We start from the raw sequence: 13,856 nt of genomic DNA, 5'->3' as shown, positions 1-13,856 counted from the left end.
GGGAGTCATGGTGGTCCTTTCCTTGGTCTGTTGCATTTCCAAGTATAGTCCACCTGGCTCTCGTTAATTTTGCACCACTTTCGTTATACCACCGTAGTTATTGTTGACGGTCCCCAGCCAGTGATCGTAATCGTTGATGTGGCATGGATTGATGCATTGCCTGCTGCAGAGGCGATAGTACAAACATAGTCATCCAAGAGCGTATTCGCCGGAGCAGGCCCAACTACTTGGATGCATGGCGATGCATTTGGTGTAGGTGCTTGCTGCGGTACGGTGTAGGCAACCGCAACATATGGTGAATCGCGGTGCGACCCGGTTGGGTTGGTGTGCTCATACCCCCAAAATGCCATACCTTCCAGTCGTGCTATGCTCACAACAATCCGCGGGGCATCCGATGTGCCTTCATAGCTGGTTGCCATCGAAACAGGCGACCAAAATTGGCCAGCGACATCAATTGCTTCCGTAAATGCATACAGATGAACGTCATCGAGCGACACATTCTCTGGCAGATTCGCAAGCGGAAATCGGATATCAACTGCATGATCAAACGAACCGCTGTGGACAAATACATCGGAAAGGGCGGTAACTGATGCTGGAACTTCTGGTACCACATTAATCGCGAGTTTGCCCAATTCAAGATCGTCTACGTCTCCCGCGCCGCGCTGGGTAATGGTCATATCATTGAGGGTTGTTGCGGGATCAGCAACCGTTAAGGTATCGCCGAGACGTGTTACAACTAAAGGATCTGGTTGCATAACCATGATCTGAAATTGCGTCTCGGTGAATCGATGACCGTCATTGACTGAGACCCCAATCGTATACTGTTGGCCTTGGTCGGTTATTTGTGGAGTCCACGAGATGATACCGGTACTGAGTTCAATAACCATTTGATCGGGGGCTTGTGTTAAGGCAAAGGAGAGGAGATCATTTCCTGTATACTGGACAACTGGATGGATCGTCGCAGGGATGTTGGCAATCAGCCTATCTCCGTCATCAGGTGCAGAAAGCTCTAATAGAATCCCGCTCAGGGTGACATCTTGCGGGTCAAGTCCCTGATAGCGAGGATCATCCGAGACCGCAGCACCGAGAAGAATTTGGTAGGATTGCGCATCATTTTGAACCCGCTCAGCGGTACCACGAACAACAACTGTTTGTGCTTGGAACCAATTTTCTGGGGTAAAGCGGACCACCGCTTGTTCTGGGATCCCTTGGGTTTCATCACTTGATCCAAGAGGAATCGTAACGAGCGCGGTTGGCTTACTTGTGAGTTGGACAGGAAACTCTGCAACCGAGCCGAATTCGGCAGTGTTTCCATGCACAGCACCAACCGTTATTCCTGGTGATGAAGAGTCACTATCACGCGTTGGGTTTTGGTCGATGTCGATGCTTGGAGCGGGAATCGGTGTTTGATCAGGATCGGTTGGTGGGTTGGTGCTGTGCGTGACGGTTGGTGGGTTGGCGGGTGCAGAAGGCGAAGGCAGCGTTGATGAACTACATGCGCTGAGGATAGCAAGCGCGAAGCTGGTGAAAATGGCTATCCGTTTCATAGGAGAACTCCTTGTGATACACGACAACAGAAGGCTTATTCGTAGTGATATCGCAGCGAGGTGTCATCAACGGTGAAGCACGATACCTATACGAAGAGCAGGTGTGTTAATTATAATCTCGGCATGGGTGCGCCTCCTGTACTGTCGCGCTCAAACGCTATTCGGTTCTGATGGCGGCTGGATAGGAGTGATGCTTGAGCGGTTCTTCCTGATAAAAAGAGCCGTATGTTAAGATATTCTGACATTGGTGTCATCCCACGATGTGCGTCGTGTGGCTATTCTTTTTTTTCCTATGTCTTGCAAGATATAGGAATTATTTATTAAATGGGAAGCATTAAAGGAACTAAAAGGCCCATGACCAACATTGACACTGGTGGCGAATTCAGATGGACCTTGCGTCTTTCATACAAAACCGTCTAGCATTGCGGGGAACGGTGTGTCTTTGGACAAGGAGCTTGGCCAGGTCACTGCATCCGCAAACGACCTATTGTATTCCTGAAGAAACGGCACGGGTTGCCCATGCCGCATTCCCCAAAGGGAATCTGTATCTCCGGATTGCCGACGAACTCGGTGTTATTGATACCGATCACCAATGTGCCGATCTCTTTCCACGTCGTGGTCAACCAGCGCTCTCGCCCGTTCGCCTCGCCGTAGCAACCATTCTTCAGTTTGCCGAAGGCCTCTCGGATCGCCAAACCGCCGATGCGGTTCGCGGGCGCATTGATTGGAAGTATCTCCGGTGTCTTGACTTAACCAATGCCGGCGTTGATCATTCCGTCCTTAGTGAATTTCGCGCCCGTGTCCGTGCAGGCAATCCCGAGACATTGCTCTTAGATACCTTGCTGACGCAGCTTCAGGAGCGGAGGTTGCTTGAAGCACGCGGAAAACAACGCACCGATAGGACCCGCGTTCTTGCGGCGGTTCGCATGCTGAATCGGCGCGAACGGGTGGGCCAGACCCTGCGCGCCGCACGCAATGCCGTTGCGACCGTTGTGCCTGCATGGATTCCTGCCGACTGGATTGAGCGCTATGGGCCACGGGTTGATACCTATCACTTAGGACCCGCGTTCTTGCGGCGGTTCGCATGCTGAATCGGCGCGAACGGGTGGGCCAGACCCTGCGCGCCGCACGCAATGCCGTTGCGACCGTTGTGCCTGCATGGATTCCTGCCGACTGGATTGAGCGCTATGGGCCACGGGTTGATACCTATCACTTTCCGAAAGCTGAATCGACCCGGACGACCGTGGCCAACCAAATCGGCACGGATGGGGCGCTGTTGCTTGCACAGATCGATACCGCTGCCGAGCCATGGCTCACCGAGATTCCTGCGGTCAAAACACTGCGGGCTGTTTGTTTGGGTGGATCACGATACCACGAGCCCTGAACCCATACGCGGGCAAACCGTTGCCGAGATGCCATCCGCTGCCGACCCGATCGTTTTGCCGTATGACCCTGATGGGCGCTGGAGTATGAAGCGTGATACAACGTGGATTGGGTATAAAGTCCATAGCACGGAAACATGCGATGACCAGCAACCACGCCTCATCACCCATGTGCGGGTATCAGGCTGACCATAGTGCTCAATGAGATAGCAAAGATAGTCCCGCTCATCGGGATGTTGGCGCAGCGCCCTCAGATCGGCAAGGCCGTGCTCAATCGACGCACGATGCGCTGACTTGAGGGTGGGTTCATCCAGCAGCGCTTCAAGGGCAAGGCGCAGGGCGCTATCATCCATGGTGCAATCCTTTGGGTTGACATGTGTGGTGTTCTATCGTAGCAAAGCAATGGTCACGATGCAAGCACGTGCTGACGGTTTTTGTGCAGCCACGGCGCATCGTAGCGGTGTTCCGCTGCCAATATCCCTGCGATGTATCGTTCGATACACGACGGCACAGGCAGGAACCGACTATCTTTTGTATGTAATAATTGGCACTGGGAGGGATTAACGATGGAACGATGGGCAACGCCGCCGTGGTGGCTCTGGATGCTTGTCCAAGTGAGTACGTGGTTCTTTGGCATCCTCGGGGTGTTATGGTGTATTGCGATGTTCACATCCATGAAGCTCTATGCACTTCCATGGCCACCACACTCGCTGATTGATCGGGTGGTTGTCGCCTTTGGCTGGAGTTGCCTGAGTATTGGGGTTTTTGGCTGGCTCATCCTGCGGGGCACGCAGACGCGGTGGCGGGAATTGGTCGTCTATGGGGTGTTGCTGCTCTTGAATGGAGCACTCGTCGCTACCTTTGGCCTCCTGTTTGAGTAAGCGAATTCGCTCTATCAGCGTCACGAGTGAGGATCGGGGGACAACATCTGGATCCCGTCGTTTCACCGGGGCTGAGCATGTCGTCCTCGCGTCCAAAAAAGAGACAGAACCAACCTTGGGGCGAATGCTGATACCGAAGTGGTGGATAAAGCATGAGAATTCCCTCCAACGACGGTGATGGATTAACGATACGATGGGGAATGATACGCTCATATACTATTCCCCCTGCTTACCCAACAAATATACCAATCAGGAAGATGCACAACGAGACGAGGAGCAAGAGCGTACCAATCACGGACAACCACCCCGTGTTGGCGCGTCGGTTCTGCGCAATCGCCCGATATTCGTTGATGAGTCCGATGAATCGCACACGGCAGATAGAGCATGAGCGGGACCAGTGATGCCGTTCCTGCATCACTGGCAAGGTGTCGGACGATGACCCCAAGCCATGTATGGACCGGATAGCGCCCAAGATCAAGATCCATGAAGAAGAGACCGACCACCACTGCGATGATCGCGGTCAGCCAGGTGACGATTTGAATCATGATTCATCGAGCGGACGAGCGCGGTGGCTGATTGTCTGGGACGTGGTAGCTCATATGTACCTCTTTATTGGTCGGCTGTGATCCGGTCACGATCGCCTGGACAATCCTCACCCCATGAACCATAGCCCTGTCTGTCCAACAGAAAAAAACCGCTCAGTAAGATTAATAATGAGAACAGAAGCAGCAGCCCACAGATCCCATACCACACGCCGGATGGAGCGCGTTTCGAATACTCGATATAACGATACTCGTGATAGATGCAGATCCATGAGCACGGGAGAAAGGGAATCAGCTGAATCAAGGATTGTGTTCCAGAATCCTTCGGATCATCCATCATTGCCTTGGATACGATGGTTATCCATTCCTGCACCGGATAGCTGAACAGATCGATTAACACAAAATATGCGCCGACAACAAAGACCATGATAAACGACAGAAAGCAGAAACTATTAAAAAGCATAAGCCGTCTCCGCGAGAGCGGGGATTGATTCTTTGGTATCTAGTAACTCATAGAGACCCCTCCATTGCTTAGCTAGTCGATAAGCGCATGCGTGACGCTAATGCGCTCCACGTGGCTGCTGCGCAGCAGCTTCCCATGATCAATCCGATACCGTTCGATCGGTAGGTTGCACGCGAAACCAGCCATTCCCAAAAACAGCGGCTTTCCCAAGATGGACGGTTGATGCCATCGTGAGGAGTGTTGCCAAGGCGGGGGTTATGCCATGGACATCGAGCGTCCCGATCATCCCTCCCAAGTGCATCGTTTGGCCGGTTGCCTCGGATGTTCGTCCCCAGTCCACCCACCGCATGCGATCGCCTACAATGTGAGCGGCGCGCGCATCCGCGAGCAGCGCATCGACGGGGGGCTGCCATGGCATTGTCCCATAGAGGGTATTGAGGTGTTGCAACCGTCGAATAGCGGCGCTGACTAGCAGCGGAATGTCAAATTGGCGACGCATTGTGCCTGCATGCTTGATGCGGGTTGGTGTGACAAACTGAAGGTGATAGCGATTCCCTGTATCAGGCACAGTAGCATAAAAAAATTCGGGTTGGATGGGCGGGGCCAACGGCAACCATTGTCCATTATGAAAGCATGGGATGAACCGCTGCGCTTGATCGGAAAAAGTGAAACCTTGGATTAACGTTGCAGGGCTACGATCTCCGCCTAATCCCAAGCGACCTAAATGGGCAAAGGCTGCCATCATAACATGGGCATAATGTACCGCTGATCCGATCAAGACTACCTCAAACACGAGTTGATCGCCGCGCCGCATGCTCGTGTGATCGGTCAACGGAGGGCGAACCAGAAAGGGACGGGGCGCATCACGGACTCCAGCGACATGGCCGGGTGGAGCTTCGGGGGTAAACAGCGTACGGTAAGGGCAGGCATGCGAACAGTGAGCCGGCTGATCGCAATGCGGGTGGCAAAACACGGCAGAGAGGGCACGCCCCCAGCCGCCACGCAGTAACGCACCTTTCCAGCGTGGGAGGCGGGAATCCGCCAACAGTTCATATACAAATCGTCCGTGCAGGATGGGTAAATGGGGGAGCAAATCCATCAGCAGATCCTCGATCCTCAATGCAGCGTGCGCCTATGATAGCACAGCCATCGTGTGGATGCACCAAGGGCAGATAATGCCACGATGAATTTGTATAGCTGACGAACGCCTTCTCTTTACTCGAAGGGGATAAAAATCTCTCGAATGGAATATTTAAGCTGAGCCGCCTGGTGGTGCTTTAGATACACGCGACGATTCGTAGACGATGAGATGATACCGCTGATTGATGTTCATTCGTGAGGAGCTATCTATGTCGCCATCGTATCAGGTGCCAGCAGAAACGAAGCCCTGGAAACAGGTTATTCTGCGTAGTATTGTGCTGCTTGTCTGCTGCGGATTGCCCGCGCTTGGGATTGCCATGGCGTTTCGGCTTGATGCTGCTCCCCAGATTGTGGAGGTGCGTTACGCCCCACTTCGATTTGTCTACGATGAACCGCATCACGTTTGGTCATACCGCCCCATGCTGATGCTGACGGAATATGCGCTTACCGCATTAATCGCCGGATTGGTTGCCAGAGACTGGTACGACCTGACGCACGCCATGCACCTTTTACCGCGCTGGAAGTATGGGTTTGGATTAATTGTGGGGATCGCGTTGACGCTCGGGATGGCGTTCCTCTGGTTCCTTGTTATTCCATTTGCTGGATAAGCCGCTGTCGTTGATTCAGCACGGAGCCATTCTCAATAACCAGTTACGTTAATTACATTATGTAAATCAAACATGTAATTATCCACCAGCAATGCCCAAACTCAGAATGGAATCTGTGCTGAATCAACGTTCACGCAGCAGTTTGCATATGCCGGGCTGCTCTCGATAGCCTAAGCTCTGATTCAGCGCCACAATCGCCGCGTTCGTGCTATCGTTGCCCGTGACGATCCGCTCCATGTTCAAGCGTTGGGCAAGCAGGGCACTCTGCACCTTGAGGGCCTGCCCAGCCGACGGCCCCGATAGGCTCGATCGACCGCGCTAAACTCATGACTCATCGTCCGCGCTGCATCATCAAAGCCCATACCAACCAGCCCAACCCAGCGCTCACCATCGGCCACAATAAACTGTCCCTCAGGCCGGAACCAGTCAGCTCCAATAATTTCATGGGCGTACTCTTCAAATGTGGGAAAAGAATCGTCATTCCCGGGGAGATCGGGTGCTAAGCGCCGGTTAAGCTCATAAAGTTTGCGCGCTGCATCAGGCTGGTTGGCCACATCGGCAAAGGTGAAGAAGGAAAATCCTGCTGCCTCTGCTGTTTGCACAACCGATTGAAATCCGTTGGCATCGAAACTGGCCACATCGAGCACCATGGTAAAAAAACGCTGGCTCAGGCTGAATCCATGCTGCTGGGCAAAGCGCAGCGCCACTGCATCGCCATCGCGAACATGACACTGGAGCGTGCGCCAGCCCTGCTGCTCAAGCAATTGAAGGGCATCAACGACCAATGCAGTGCCAATCCCTTGGCCACGCTGCGCCGAATCGACCACGACTTGTAGTTCAAACCAGCCATCAGGCCGCCACGGAGCACGAGCAACCCAACTCGATCCTAGCAGGCTGCCATCATGCGCCAAGGCAACCATCCGTTGAGCAACATACCCGTCTGGAGCGAGTTGATCATGCGGAAGTGGATTATCGCCTGTAAGTACGCTGCTGCCTTCGCTGGCAATCAGCCGAACCAGCGCTGCTGTATCACGCCTGTCTGCGGGCCTGATAATGCTATCCATTGCAACTCCTTGCAATCTGGCAAGCCCCAAAAACGTTATCTGCCACTGGTGCTTGGCCTAAACGTGTAGCATCCATTCCATGAGTTGGCACAAATCACCAAAAGCTGCCGATTTGCCCATCCCATGAAGAATTTCAGTATGATACCCGAAGCACGTGGATTAGATAGCAAGGTTTGCTGATCATGATTTTTTCTTACGCAGTGCAAAGCCGCTTTGGATGCCAATAAAGATCAGCGTCAGCACCCCAACGCAAATGCGCGTCCACCACGAACTGAGCGTACCGTTGTATTGGAGAATTGAAATGATCGTCGCTTCGATCAGGATTCCAAACAAGGTGCCGATCACGTTGCCAACCCCACCAGTAAGCAGCGTGCCACCCATCACCACCGCTGCGATCACATCCAGCTCCACGCCAGTCGCGAACTGCCCATAGCCAGCCAACAGCGAAATGCTGAATACAATCCCAGCCAAGGCTGAACAAAAGCCACTGAAGGCATAAACCAAGACTTTGGTGCGGCCAACCGGAAACCCCATCAGCGCCGCCGACTGCTCATTATTGCCGATCGCATAGACAATTCGTCCAAAACGGGTGAAGTAGGCCAGATAGACCGCCACCACCAAGAGCGCCGGGCCGACGAGGGTTGGAATGTAAATATAGGCTTTGGCAAAAAAAGGCAGATAGATTGGGGTCAGAGCCAAGTATTTATACAATGGGTCAGTAATTGTGACCGACGTAAGGCTAATGATGTAAGCCAGCCCACGGGCAAAAAACAGGCCCATCAAGGTAACGATAAATGGCTGTACTTTGAAGAAATGGATGAGGCTGCCCAAACCAAGCCCAATCATTGTGCCCATTACCAGCATCAGCGGCATAACCACAAGCGGGCTGACTCCAAGATTGAGCAATGCCGCCGATGCTGCCGTTGTCAGGGCCAAAACACCACCGACCGACAGGTCAATCCCTCCCGTCAGAATCACAAAGGTCATGCCAATCCCCAGGATGAGCAGAAAGCCATTGTTAATAAACAGGTTGAAAAATGCCTGAGGCCGTTGCATTGCAGGGTACAGCTGCGCACCAATGATGTAGGCCAGAAGAAAAATCGTGATTGTTGTCAGCAGCGGGCCATGCCGCAGCACGGAAAGCTTTAGCCGTTGTGTCATGGAAATCCCTTTCAAAGCGCTGGTTCGAGGCTATGGATGCGGCAGGCTTGGCTTCTCATCCTGCGACTGCACCGCCGCTTGGTTATTCTTGCTACGTCGTTTGATCAGCCGCCGATCGGAATAGAGCAGAATCACCAGCAGCACAAGCACCGCCCGTCCAGCAAGCAAGGCATTCGCAGGCACGCCCAGCGCATACATCGAAAGCGTAAATGTCCAGATGACAATCGCGCCAAGCACGCTCGCCAGCAGCGAAAAACGCCCACCAGACAACATCGTCCCACCCATTACCACGGCCAAAATTGCGTCTAGCTCATAGTTAAGCCCATTGTTATTGCCATCGGCGCTATGCACATACGAGCTAAGGATCAAACCAGCCAATGCACTGCAAAAACCACTAAACGTATAGGCCAGCAACTGAATATTCTTGGCACTAATGCCGCTGTAGTAGGTGGCTTTTGGATTAAGCCCCACCGCTTCGATAAACAGCCCAATTGGGGTTTTGCGTACACCAACCCATGCGAGGATGGCCACCGCTGCCACAATATAGATTGAAACGGGCAAGCCCAAGATATAGCCGTTGCCAAACCAAAAATAGGGCGTGTAGTAGATGGTGATAATCTGACCGTTGCTAATGAGCTGGGCAATGCCACGCCCTGCTACCATTAAGATCAGGGTGGCTACTAGCGGCTGAATCTTGGCCCGCGATACCAATAATCCGTTCCAAAGGCCGCAGAGCGTGCCCGCCGCCAGCGTTGCGATCACAATGATTGCCAGTGGTGTATTGGTCGCGTTTCTGGTCAAAATCTCATTTGAGACCAACTTGTCACCAGGCGCTGGGTTGATCAAGACCGCCCCCATAGCCGCTGAGATTGCCATCACAGCTCCAACCGAAAGATCAACTCCACCAGTAGCAATCACTAAGGTCATCCCGATTGCCACCAGCATGAGCGGCGCACCGTTGTTCAACACATCAATCAGATTGCCGTAGAGATGACCATCTTGAATGCCGATCCGAAAAAATTCGGGCACGAACAGCGCATTAAAGCCAAGAATAACTGCCCACGCGGTGAGCACCCAAAACAGCCGACTTTCGCGAATTCGGCTGAAGGAAATTCGATTGTTCATGCCTCACCTGCCATCGTTTGCATAAGAGTCCGATCGCTTACCGCATGGTCGTATTCGGCTACTTTCGCGTGGTCACGCAAAACCACAATTCGATCGCTGATCCGCACCACCTCTTCCAGTTCGGAAGAGATAAAGACGATCGACATGCCATCCTTCACCAGTTCCAGCACCAGCTTTTGAATTTCGGCCTTGGCTCCAACATCGATGCCCCGCGTTGGTTCATCTAAGATCAGCAGGCGAGGCTGCGTAACCAGCCAGCGCGCCAAAATGACCTTCTGTTGGTTGCCGCCGCTTAAGTTTTTAACCAACTGGTCTGGCGATGGCGTGCGAATACCGAGCAACTTGATATATTTTTCAGCAATTTCGGTCTGCTTCTGACGGCCAATAAACTTGAACCAGCCGTAACGCCCTTGCAAGCCCAAGATAATATTTTCGCGAATGCTGAGTTCGCCCACAATCCCCTCAGCCTTGCGATCTTCTGGGCACAAGGCGACCCCACGCTTGATCAATGCTTGTGGCGAGAAGCGCGTCACTGGCTGGCCATCGATCACCAGCGAGCCGCTATCAGGGGTTGCGATGCCAAACAGCAAGCTTGCCAATTCGGTGCGTCCAGAGCCAAGCAGCCCTGCAATCCCAAGTACTTCGCCAACACCCACCGTCAAATCAAGCGGTTCTAACGCGCCACGCAGGCCCAGACCGGAGGCTTTGATAAGTTGATTGTTGTCGGTTTGCTGAGCAGAATTATCTTTGTCATGAGCCAAGGCCTGTAATTCATCAACCACCCGCCCAAGCATTTTGGCCACCAGTTCAACCCGCGAGAGTGCTGCAATCTCGAAGCTTCCAACAAAGCGCCCGTTGCGCAGAATCGTCACCCGATCGACGATTTCATACACTTGATCAAGGAAATGGGTGACAAACACAATCCCGATGCCTGCCTGCTTGAGTGAGCGCATAACCGCGAAGAGGCGGGCAGTTTCGTTGGCATCCAAGCTCGATGTCGGTTCATCCAAAATCAACACTTTGGCTGAGGCAATCGCTAGCGCGCGCGCAATCGCAACCATCTGCTGAATTGCAATTGAGTAGATTCCCAAGGGCTGCGTCACATCCAACTCGATGCCAAGCCGTGCAAGCGCCTGACGCGCCAACTCGTTCAGTTTTTTCCAATGGATGCCACCAAAACGCCGTGGCTCATGGCCAAGCATAATATTTTCGGCCACGGAAATGTTGGTACAGAGATTGATCTCTTGGTACACCGTACTGATGCCAAGGTCTTGGGCATGCTGCGGCGACCTAATGCTAATGGCGCTGTTTTCTAGTTCTATGCGGCCCGTGTCGGGCTGCTCCACCCCAGTGAGAATTTTGATCAGGGTCGACTTACCAGCACCATTTTCGCCCATCAGGGCATGGATCTCGCCTTTTCGTAGGGTAAATTCGACCCCTTCGAGGGCGATAACCCCGGGAAATGCTTTGGAAACGCCGCTGACGGTGATAAGATTCTGCGGATCAGCCATAACGATCACTCGCCTTTCATCTAGCAGCACATAAACCGCTGGAGAAGGCTTAATACCTTCTCCAGCGGTTGTTTGCTGGCTAGTATTTGCGCGTTGGCAACAACTCTGCGGCGTTTTCTGGGTAGTACACGGTTTCATCGGTCAGCACTTCAGCATCAACTGGTTGGCCGTTCATCAGCTTCAGTGCCAATTCGAATACCTGTGGCCCAAGCAATGGATTACATTCAACATCTGCTTGGAACCAGCCATCGACCATGGCTTGGAAACCGCCACGGGTGCCGTCCACCGATACAATTTTGAGATCGCCTGGTTTGACCCCAGCTGCCTTGAGCACTTCAATCGCACCAATGCCCATATCGTCGTTGTGGATAAATAAGCCTTGGAAATCTTTGCCTGGCGTGTATTTTTTCAACAACGCTTGCATCACCGGCACAGCCTCGGCGCGAGTAAAGTTGCCCGTTTGCGAATCGAGAATGGTGATGTTCGAATTCAGTTTGTTGCGTAAGCCTTTGGCCCGTCCGACGGCAGCACCAGAGCCGGTCGTGCCCGAAAGCTCGAGGATCACGCCGCCGTTTGGCATCATTTTGTTGAATTCAGCCGCGGCTCGTTCGCCTTCCAAAGTCATATTCGAACCAATGTGGGTGCTATACAAGGATTTGTCGGCGCTCACGCTGCGGTCAACAATGATCACCGGAATGCCAGCATTTTTGGCTTCGGTCAAAACAGCATCCCAGCCATCTTCGACCACGGGCGGCAAGGCAATCACATCTACGCCTTGCTGAATACAAGCGCGCACGGCGGAAATTTGATTCTCTTGCTTTTGCTGAGCATCAGAGAAGACCAATTGCTTGATGCCCAAGGTGGCTGCTGTTTCTTTGATCGAGGCGGTATTGGCTGTGCGCCAGTCGCTTTCGGCCCCAAGTTGCGGGTAGCAAAGCACCATATCGCTGTAGGTTTTCGCTCCTGCCCCGGTCGCGGGTGCGTTCGCAGGCGCTTCGGTCGCAGTTTGGGCACCGCAACCAACCAACCCGATGATAACCAGGAGCGCCATTAGACGCGCGGCGAATGATCGTGAACTGCTCATGGAAAGTCCTCCTTACGCGAAGAAAGCGAAAATCGTGTTTGTAAACGGTCGTTACCCACGAAAAAATAGCCTATTTTGGATGTATCCTCCCGGATCGAGCGCAGCCTGATCCGCAGCACGCAGCCTGTGCGCACCCAAAAGGAATTTCGCTAGATTCAAAGAAATCGGGAAAAGAAAGTTCTAGTAGAGCCGATTGGGCAATTCCTGCGCGGCGGTATCTTGGCGATAAATACCTTCGTCTGGCTTGATCCATTTTTCAACTGGCAGATCATTGGCCAAGTTGAGGGCTGTCGCGAAGAAAAGCGGGCCAAGCAGCGGGTTGCACTCGATTGTGGCATTCAGCTTGCCAGCGATCATTGCTTCGAAGGCAGCTCGCACCGCATCAATCGAAACAATTTTGATGTCGATACCCGGCCGCAGCCCATACTCCTCGATGGCCTCGATTGCGCCAAGCGCCATGTCGTCGTTTTGGGCAAACACACCGTCGATGCTGTGGCCATGGGTTTGCAGTAAGGCCGCCATCTCCTCTTTGCCCCGAGCGCGAATAAAATCAGCAGATTGGCTGGCGAGCACGTGCAGGTTTGGATAGGCTTGCAGACATTCTTGGAAGCCAGCGCCGCGCCCAAGCATTGGAGCCGAGCCTTGCGTACCTTCCAAAATGACGATTGATCCTTGGCCATCCAGCAGTCGGGCTAACTCGCTACAGGCACGCCGACCCTCTTCAACAAAGTCCGAGCCGATGCGAACACTGTAGAGATCGGCTGACACATTGGCGCTGCGATCGAGCAGAATGAGCGGGATGCCCGCTTGTTTGACCTCGGCAAAAACCTCGTCCCATCCAGTTTCAACGACTGGTGAAACCCCGATGACATCGACACCTTGGGCGATAAACGAACGGATAGCTTTGATTTGGTTGGCTTGCTGTTGCTGAGCGTCGGAAAGATCCAATTCGATGCCGAGTTGGTCTGCTGTCGTTTGGATCGAACGGGTGTTGGCGGTACGCCACTCGCTTTCGGCTCCAATTTGCGCAAACCCGACAACGAGTTCAGGATAGGTTTTGGCTTGGATAGTTTGTGGAGTTGCTAGTGCTCCGCTCACTATAGGCGCAGACTCGCTGCACGCCGCCAGAGTCGATACTATGGCTAGCGCGATAACGCTGCGGTAGAGAGCAAGAGCAATCATTGAGGTCGCCTCCTTTGGCGCATTCCCGACCAGTCATGGTCGGCTATTACACGTGATTGACTTGGGATGCTGGCTATTATAGCGGCTGGCTCGCATCAAACAAGCCTGATTTCTATGCAGAATAGCTGCTATTTTAATGTTTTTTTAGTAATCAACGTGTTCGTTT

Annotated in this window: 14 protein-coding genes; 4 read left to right on the top strand and 10 right to left on the bottom strand. The window is 53.1% G+C overall.

Annotated features, from left to right (window positions below; translation table 11 throughout):
- Positions 1-83: 83 nt before the first annotated feature.
- The gene (locus JOD20_RS21200) at positions 84-1,547 is read right to left on the bottom strand and encodes a hypothetical protein (protein WP_204757195.1); all 1,464 of its coding nucleotides are present in this window, start codon (positions 1,545-1,547) and stop codon (positions 84-86) included.
- A gap of 455 nt (positions 1,548-2,002) precedes the next feature.
- On the opposite strand from JOD20_RS21200, the gene JOD20_RS21195 reads away from it, so the two are divergent.
- Positions 2,003-2,638 (top strand): transposase, encoded by a 636-nt coding sequence (locus tag JOD20_RS21195; protein ID WP_204757194.1) that lies wholly within the window; start codon positions 2,003-2,005, stop codon positions 2,636-2,638.
- Positions 2,632-2,931, top strand: a complete 300-nt coding sequence (locus JOD20_RS21190) for a hypothetical protein (protein ID WP_204757193.1) — start codon at positions 2,632-2,634, stop codon at positions 2,929-2,931. The genes JOD20_RS21195 and JOD20_RS21190 overlap by 7 nt, the downstream gene beginning before the upstream one ends.
- On the opposite strand, the gene JOD20_RS21185 is transcribed toward JOD20_RS21190, so the two are convergent.
- Positions 2,911-3,282, bottom strand: a complete 372-nt coding sequence (locus JOD20_RS21185) for a hypothetical protein (RefSeq protein WP_204757192.1) — start codon at positions 3,280-3,282, stop codon at positions 2,911-2,913. The two genes, JOD20_RS21190 and JOD20_RS21185, sit on opposite strands and share 21 nt — an antisense overlap.
- 213 nt (positions 3,283-3,495) lie before the next feature.
- Between JOD20_RS21185 and JOD20_RS21180 the strand changes: the two genes are divergently transcribed.
- Positions 3,496-3,810 carry a hypothetical protein gene (locus JOD20_RS21180; protein ID WP_204757191.1) on the top strand — a complete coding sequence of 105 codons (315 nt, stop codon included), beginning with the start codon at positions 3,496-3,498 and terminating at the stop codon, positions 3,808-3,810.
- A gap of 609 nt (positions 3,811-4,419) precedes the next feature.
- Here JOD20_RS21180 and JOD20_RS21175 read toward each other — a convergent pair.
- Both JOD20_RS21175 and cas6 read right to left on the bottom strand, forming a co-directional pair.
- Entirely contained in the window at positions 4,420-4,815 is a 396-nt protein-coding gene (locus JOD20_RS21175) for a hypothetical protein (protein WP_204757190.1), read from the bottom strand.
- 139 nt (positions 4,816-4,954) lie between these two features.
- The gene (cas6, locus tag JOD20_RS21170) at positions 4,955-5,647 is read right to left on the bottom strand and encodes a CRISPR system precrRNA processing endoribonuclease RAMP protein Cas6 (protein ID WP_204757189.1); all 693 of its coding nucleotides are present in this window, start codon (positions 5,645-5,647) and stop codon (positions 4,955-4,957) included.
- A 517-nt stretch (positions 5,648-6,164) separates the two neighbouring features.
- On the opposite strand from cas6, the gene JOD20_RS21165 reads away from it, so the two are divergent.
- Positions 6,165-6,563: a hypothetical protein gene (locus JOD20_RS21165; protein WP_204757188.1), complete on the top strand. Its 399-nt coding sequence runs from the start codon at positions 6,165-6,167 to the stop codon at positions 6,561-6,563.
- Positions 6,564-6,802: 239 nt separating this feature from the next.
- Here the strand turns inward: JOD20_RS21165 and JOD20_RS21160 are convergent, their stop codons facing one another.
- From JOD20_RS21160 to JOD20_RS21135, 6 genes are all read right to left on the bottom strand, one after another.
- Complete coding sequence (locus JOD20_RS21160) at positions 6,803-7,627, bottom strand: GNAT family N-acetyltransferase (protein WP_204757187.1); 825 nt, start codon at positions 7,625-7,627, stop codon at positions 6,803-6,805.
- Positions 7,628-7,807: 180 nt separating this feature from the next.
- Complete coding sequence (locus tag JOD20_RS21155; protein WP_204757186.1) at positions 7,808-8,788, bottom strand: ABC transporter permease subunit; 981 nt, start codon at positions 8,786-8,788, stop codon at positions 7,808-7,810.
- A gap of 30 nt (positions 8,789-8,818) precedes the next feature.
- Positions 8,819-9,913, bottom strand: a complete 1,095-nt coding sequence (locus JOD20_RS21150) for an ABC transporter permease (RefSeq protein WP_204757185.1) — start codon at positions 9,911-9,913, stop codon at positions 8,819-8,821.
- A complete protein-coding gene (locus JOD20_RS21145) occupies positions 9,910-11,424 on the bottom strand; it encodes a sugar ABC transporter ATP-binding protein (RefSeq protein ID WP_204757184.1) in 1,515 nt (504 codons plus the stop codon). The genes JOD20_RS21150 and JOD20_RS21145 overlap by 4 nt, the downstream gene beginning before the upstream one ends.
- A gap of 79 nt (positions 11,425-11,503) precedes the next feature.
- Entirely contained in the window at positions 11,504-12,508 is a 1,005-nt protein-coding gene (locus tag JOD20_RS21140; protein ID WP_204757183.1) for an ABC transporter substrate-binding protein, read from the bottom strand.
- Between the two features lie 180 nt (positions 12,509-12,688).
- On the bottom strand, positions 12,689-13,690 hold the full coding sequence (locus JOD20_RS21135) for an ABC transporter substrate-binding protein (RefSeq protein ID WP_204757182.1): 1,002 nt from the start codon (positions 13,688-13,690) through the stop codon (positions 12,689-12,691).
- Positions 13,691-13,856: the final 166 nt, after the last annotated feature.

It is taken from the genome of Herpetosiphon giganteus, from assembly GCF_016907925.1.
Classification (GTDB): Bacteria; Chloroflexota; Chloroflexia; order Chloroflexales; family Herpetosiphonaceae; genus Herpetosiphon; species Herpetosiphon giganteus.
This window is presented reverse-complemented; position numbering and strand designations above follow the sequence as displayed.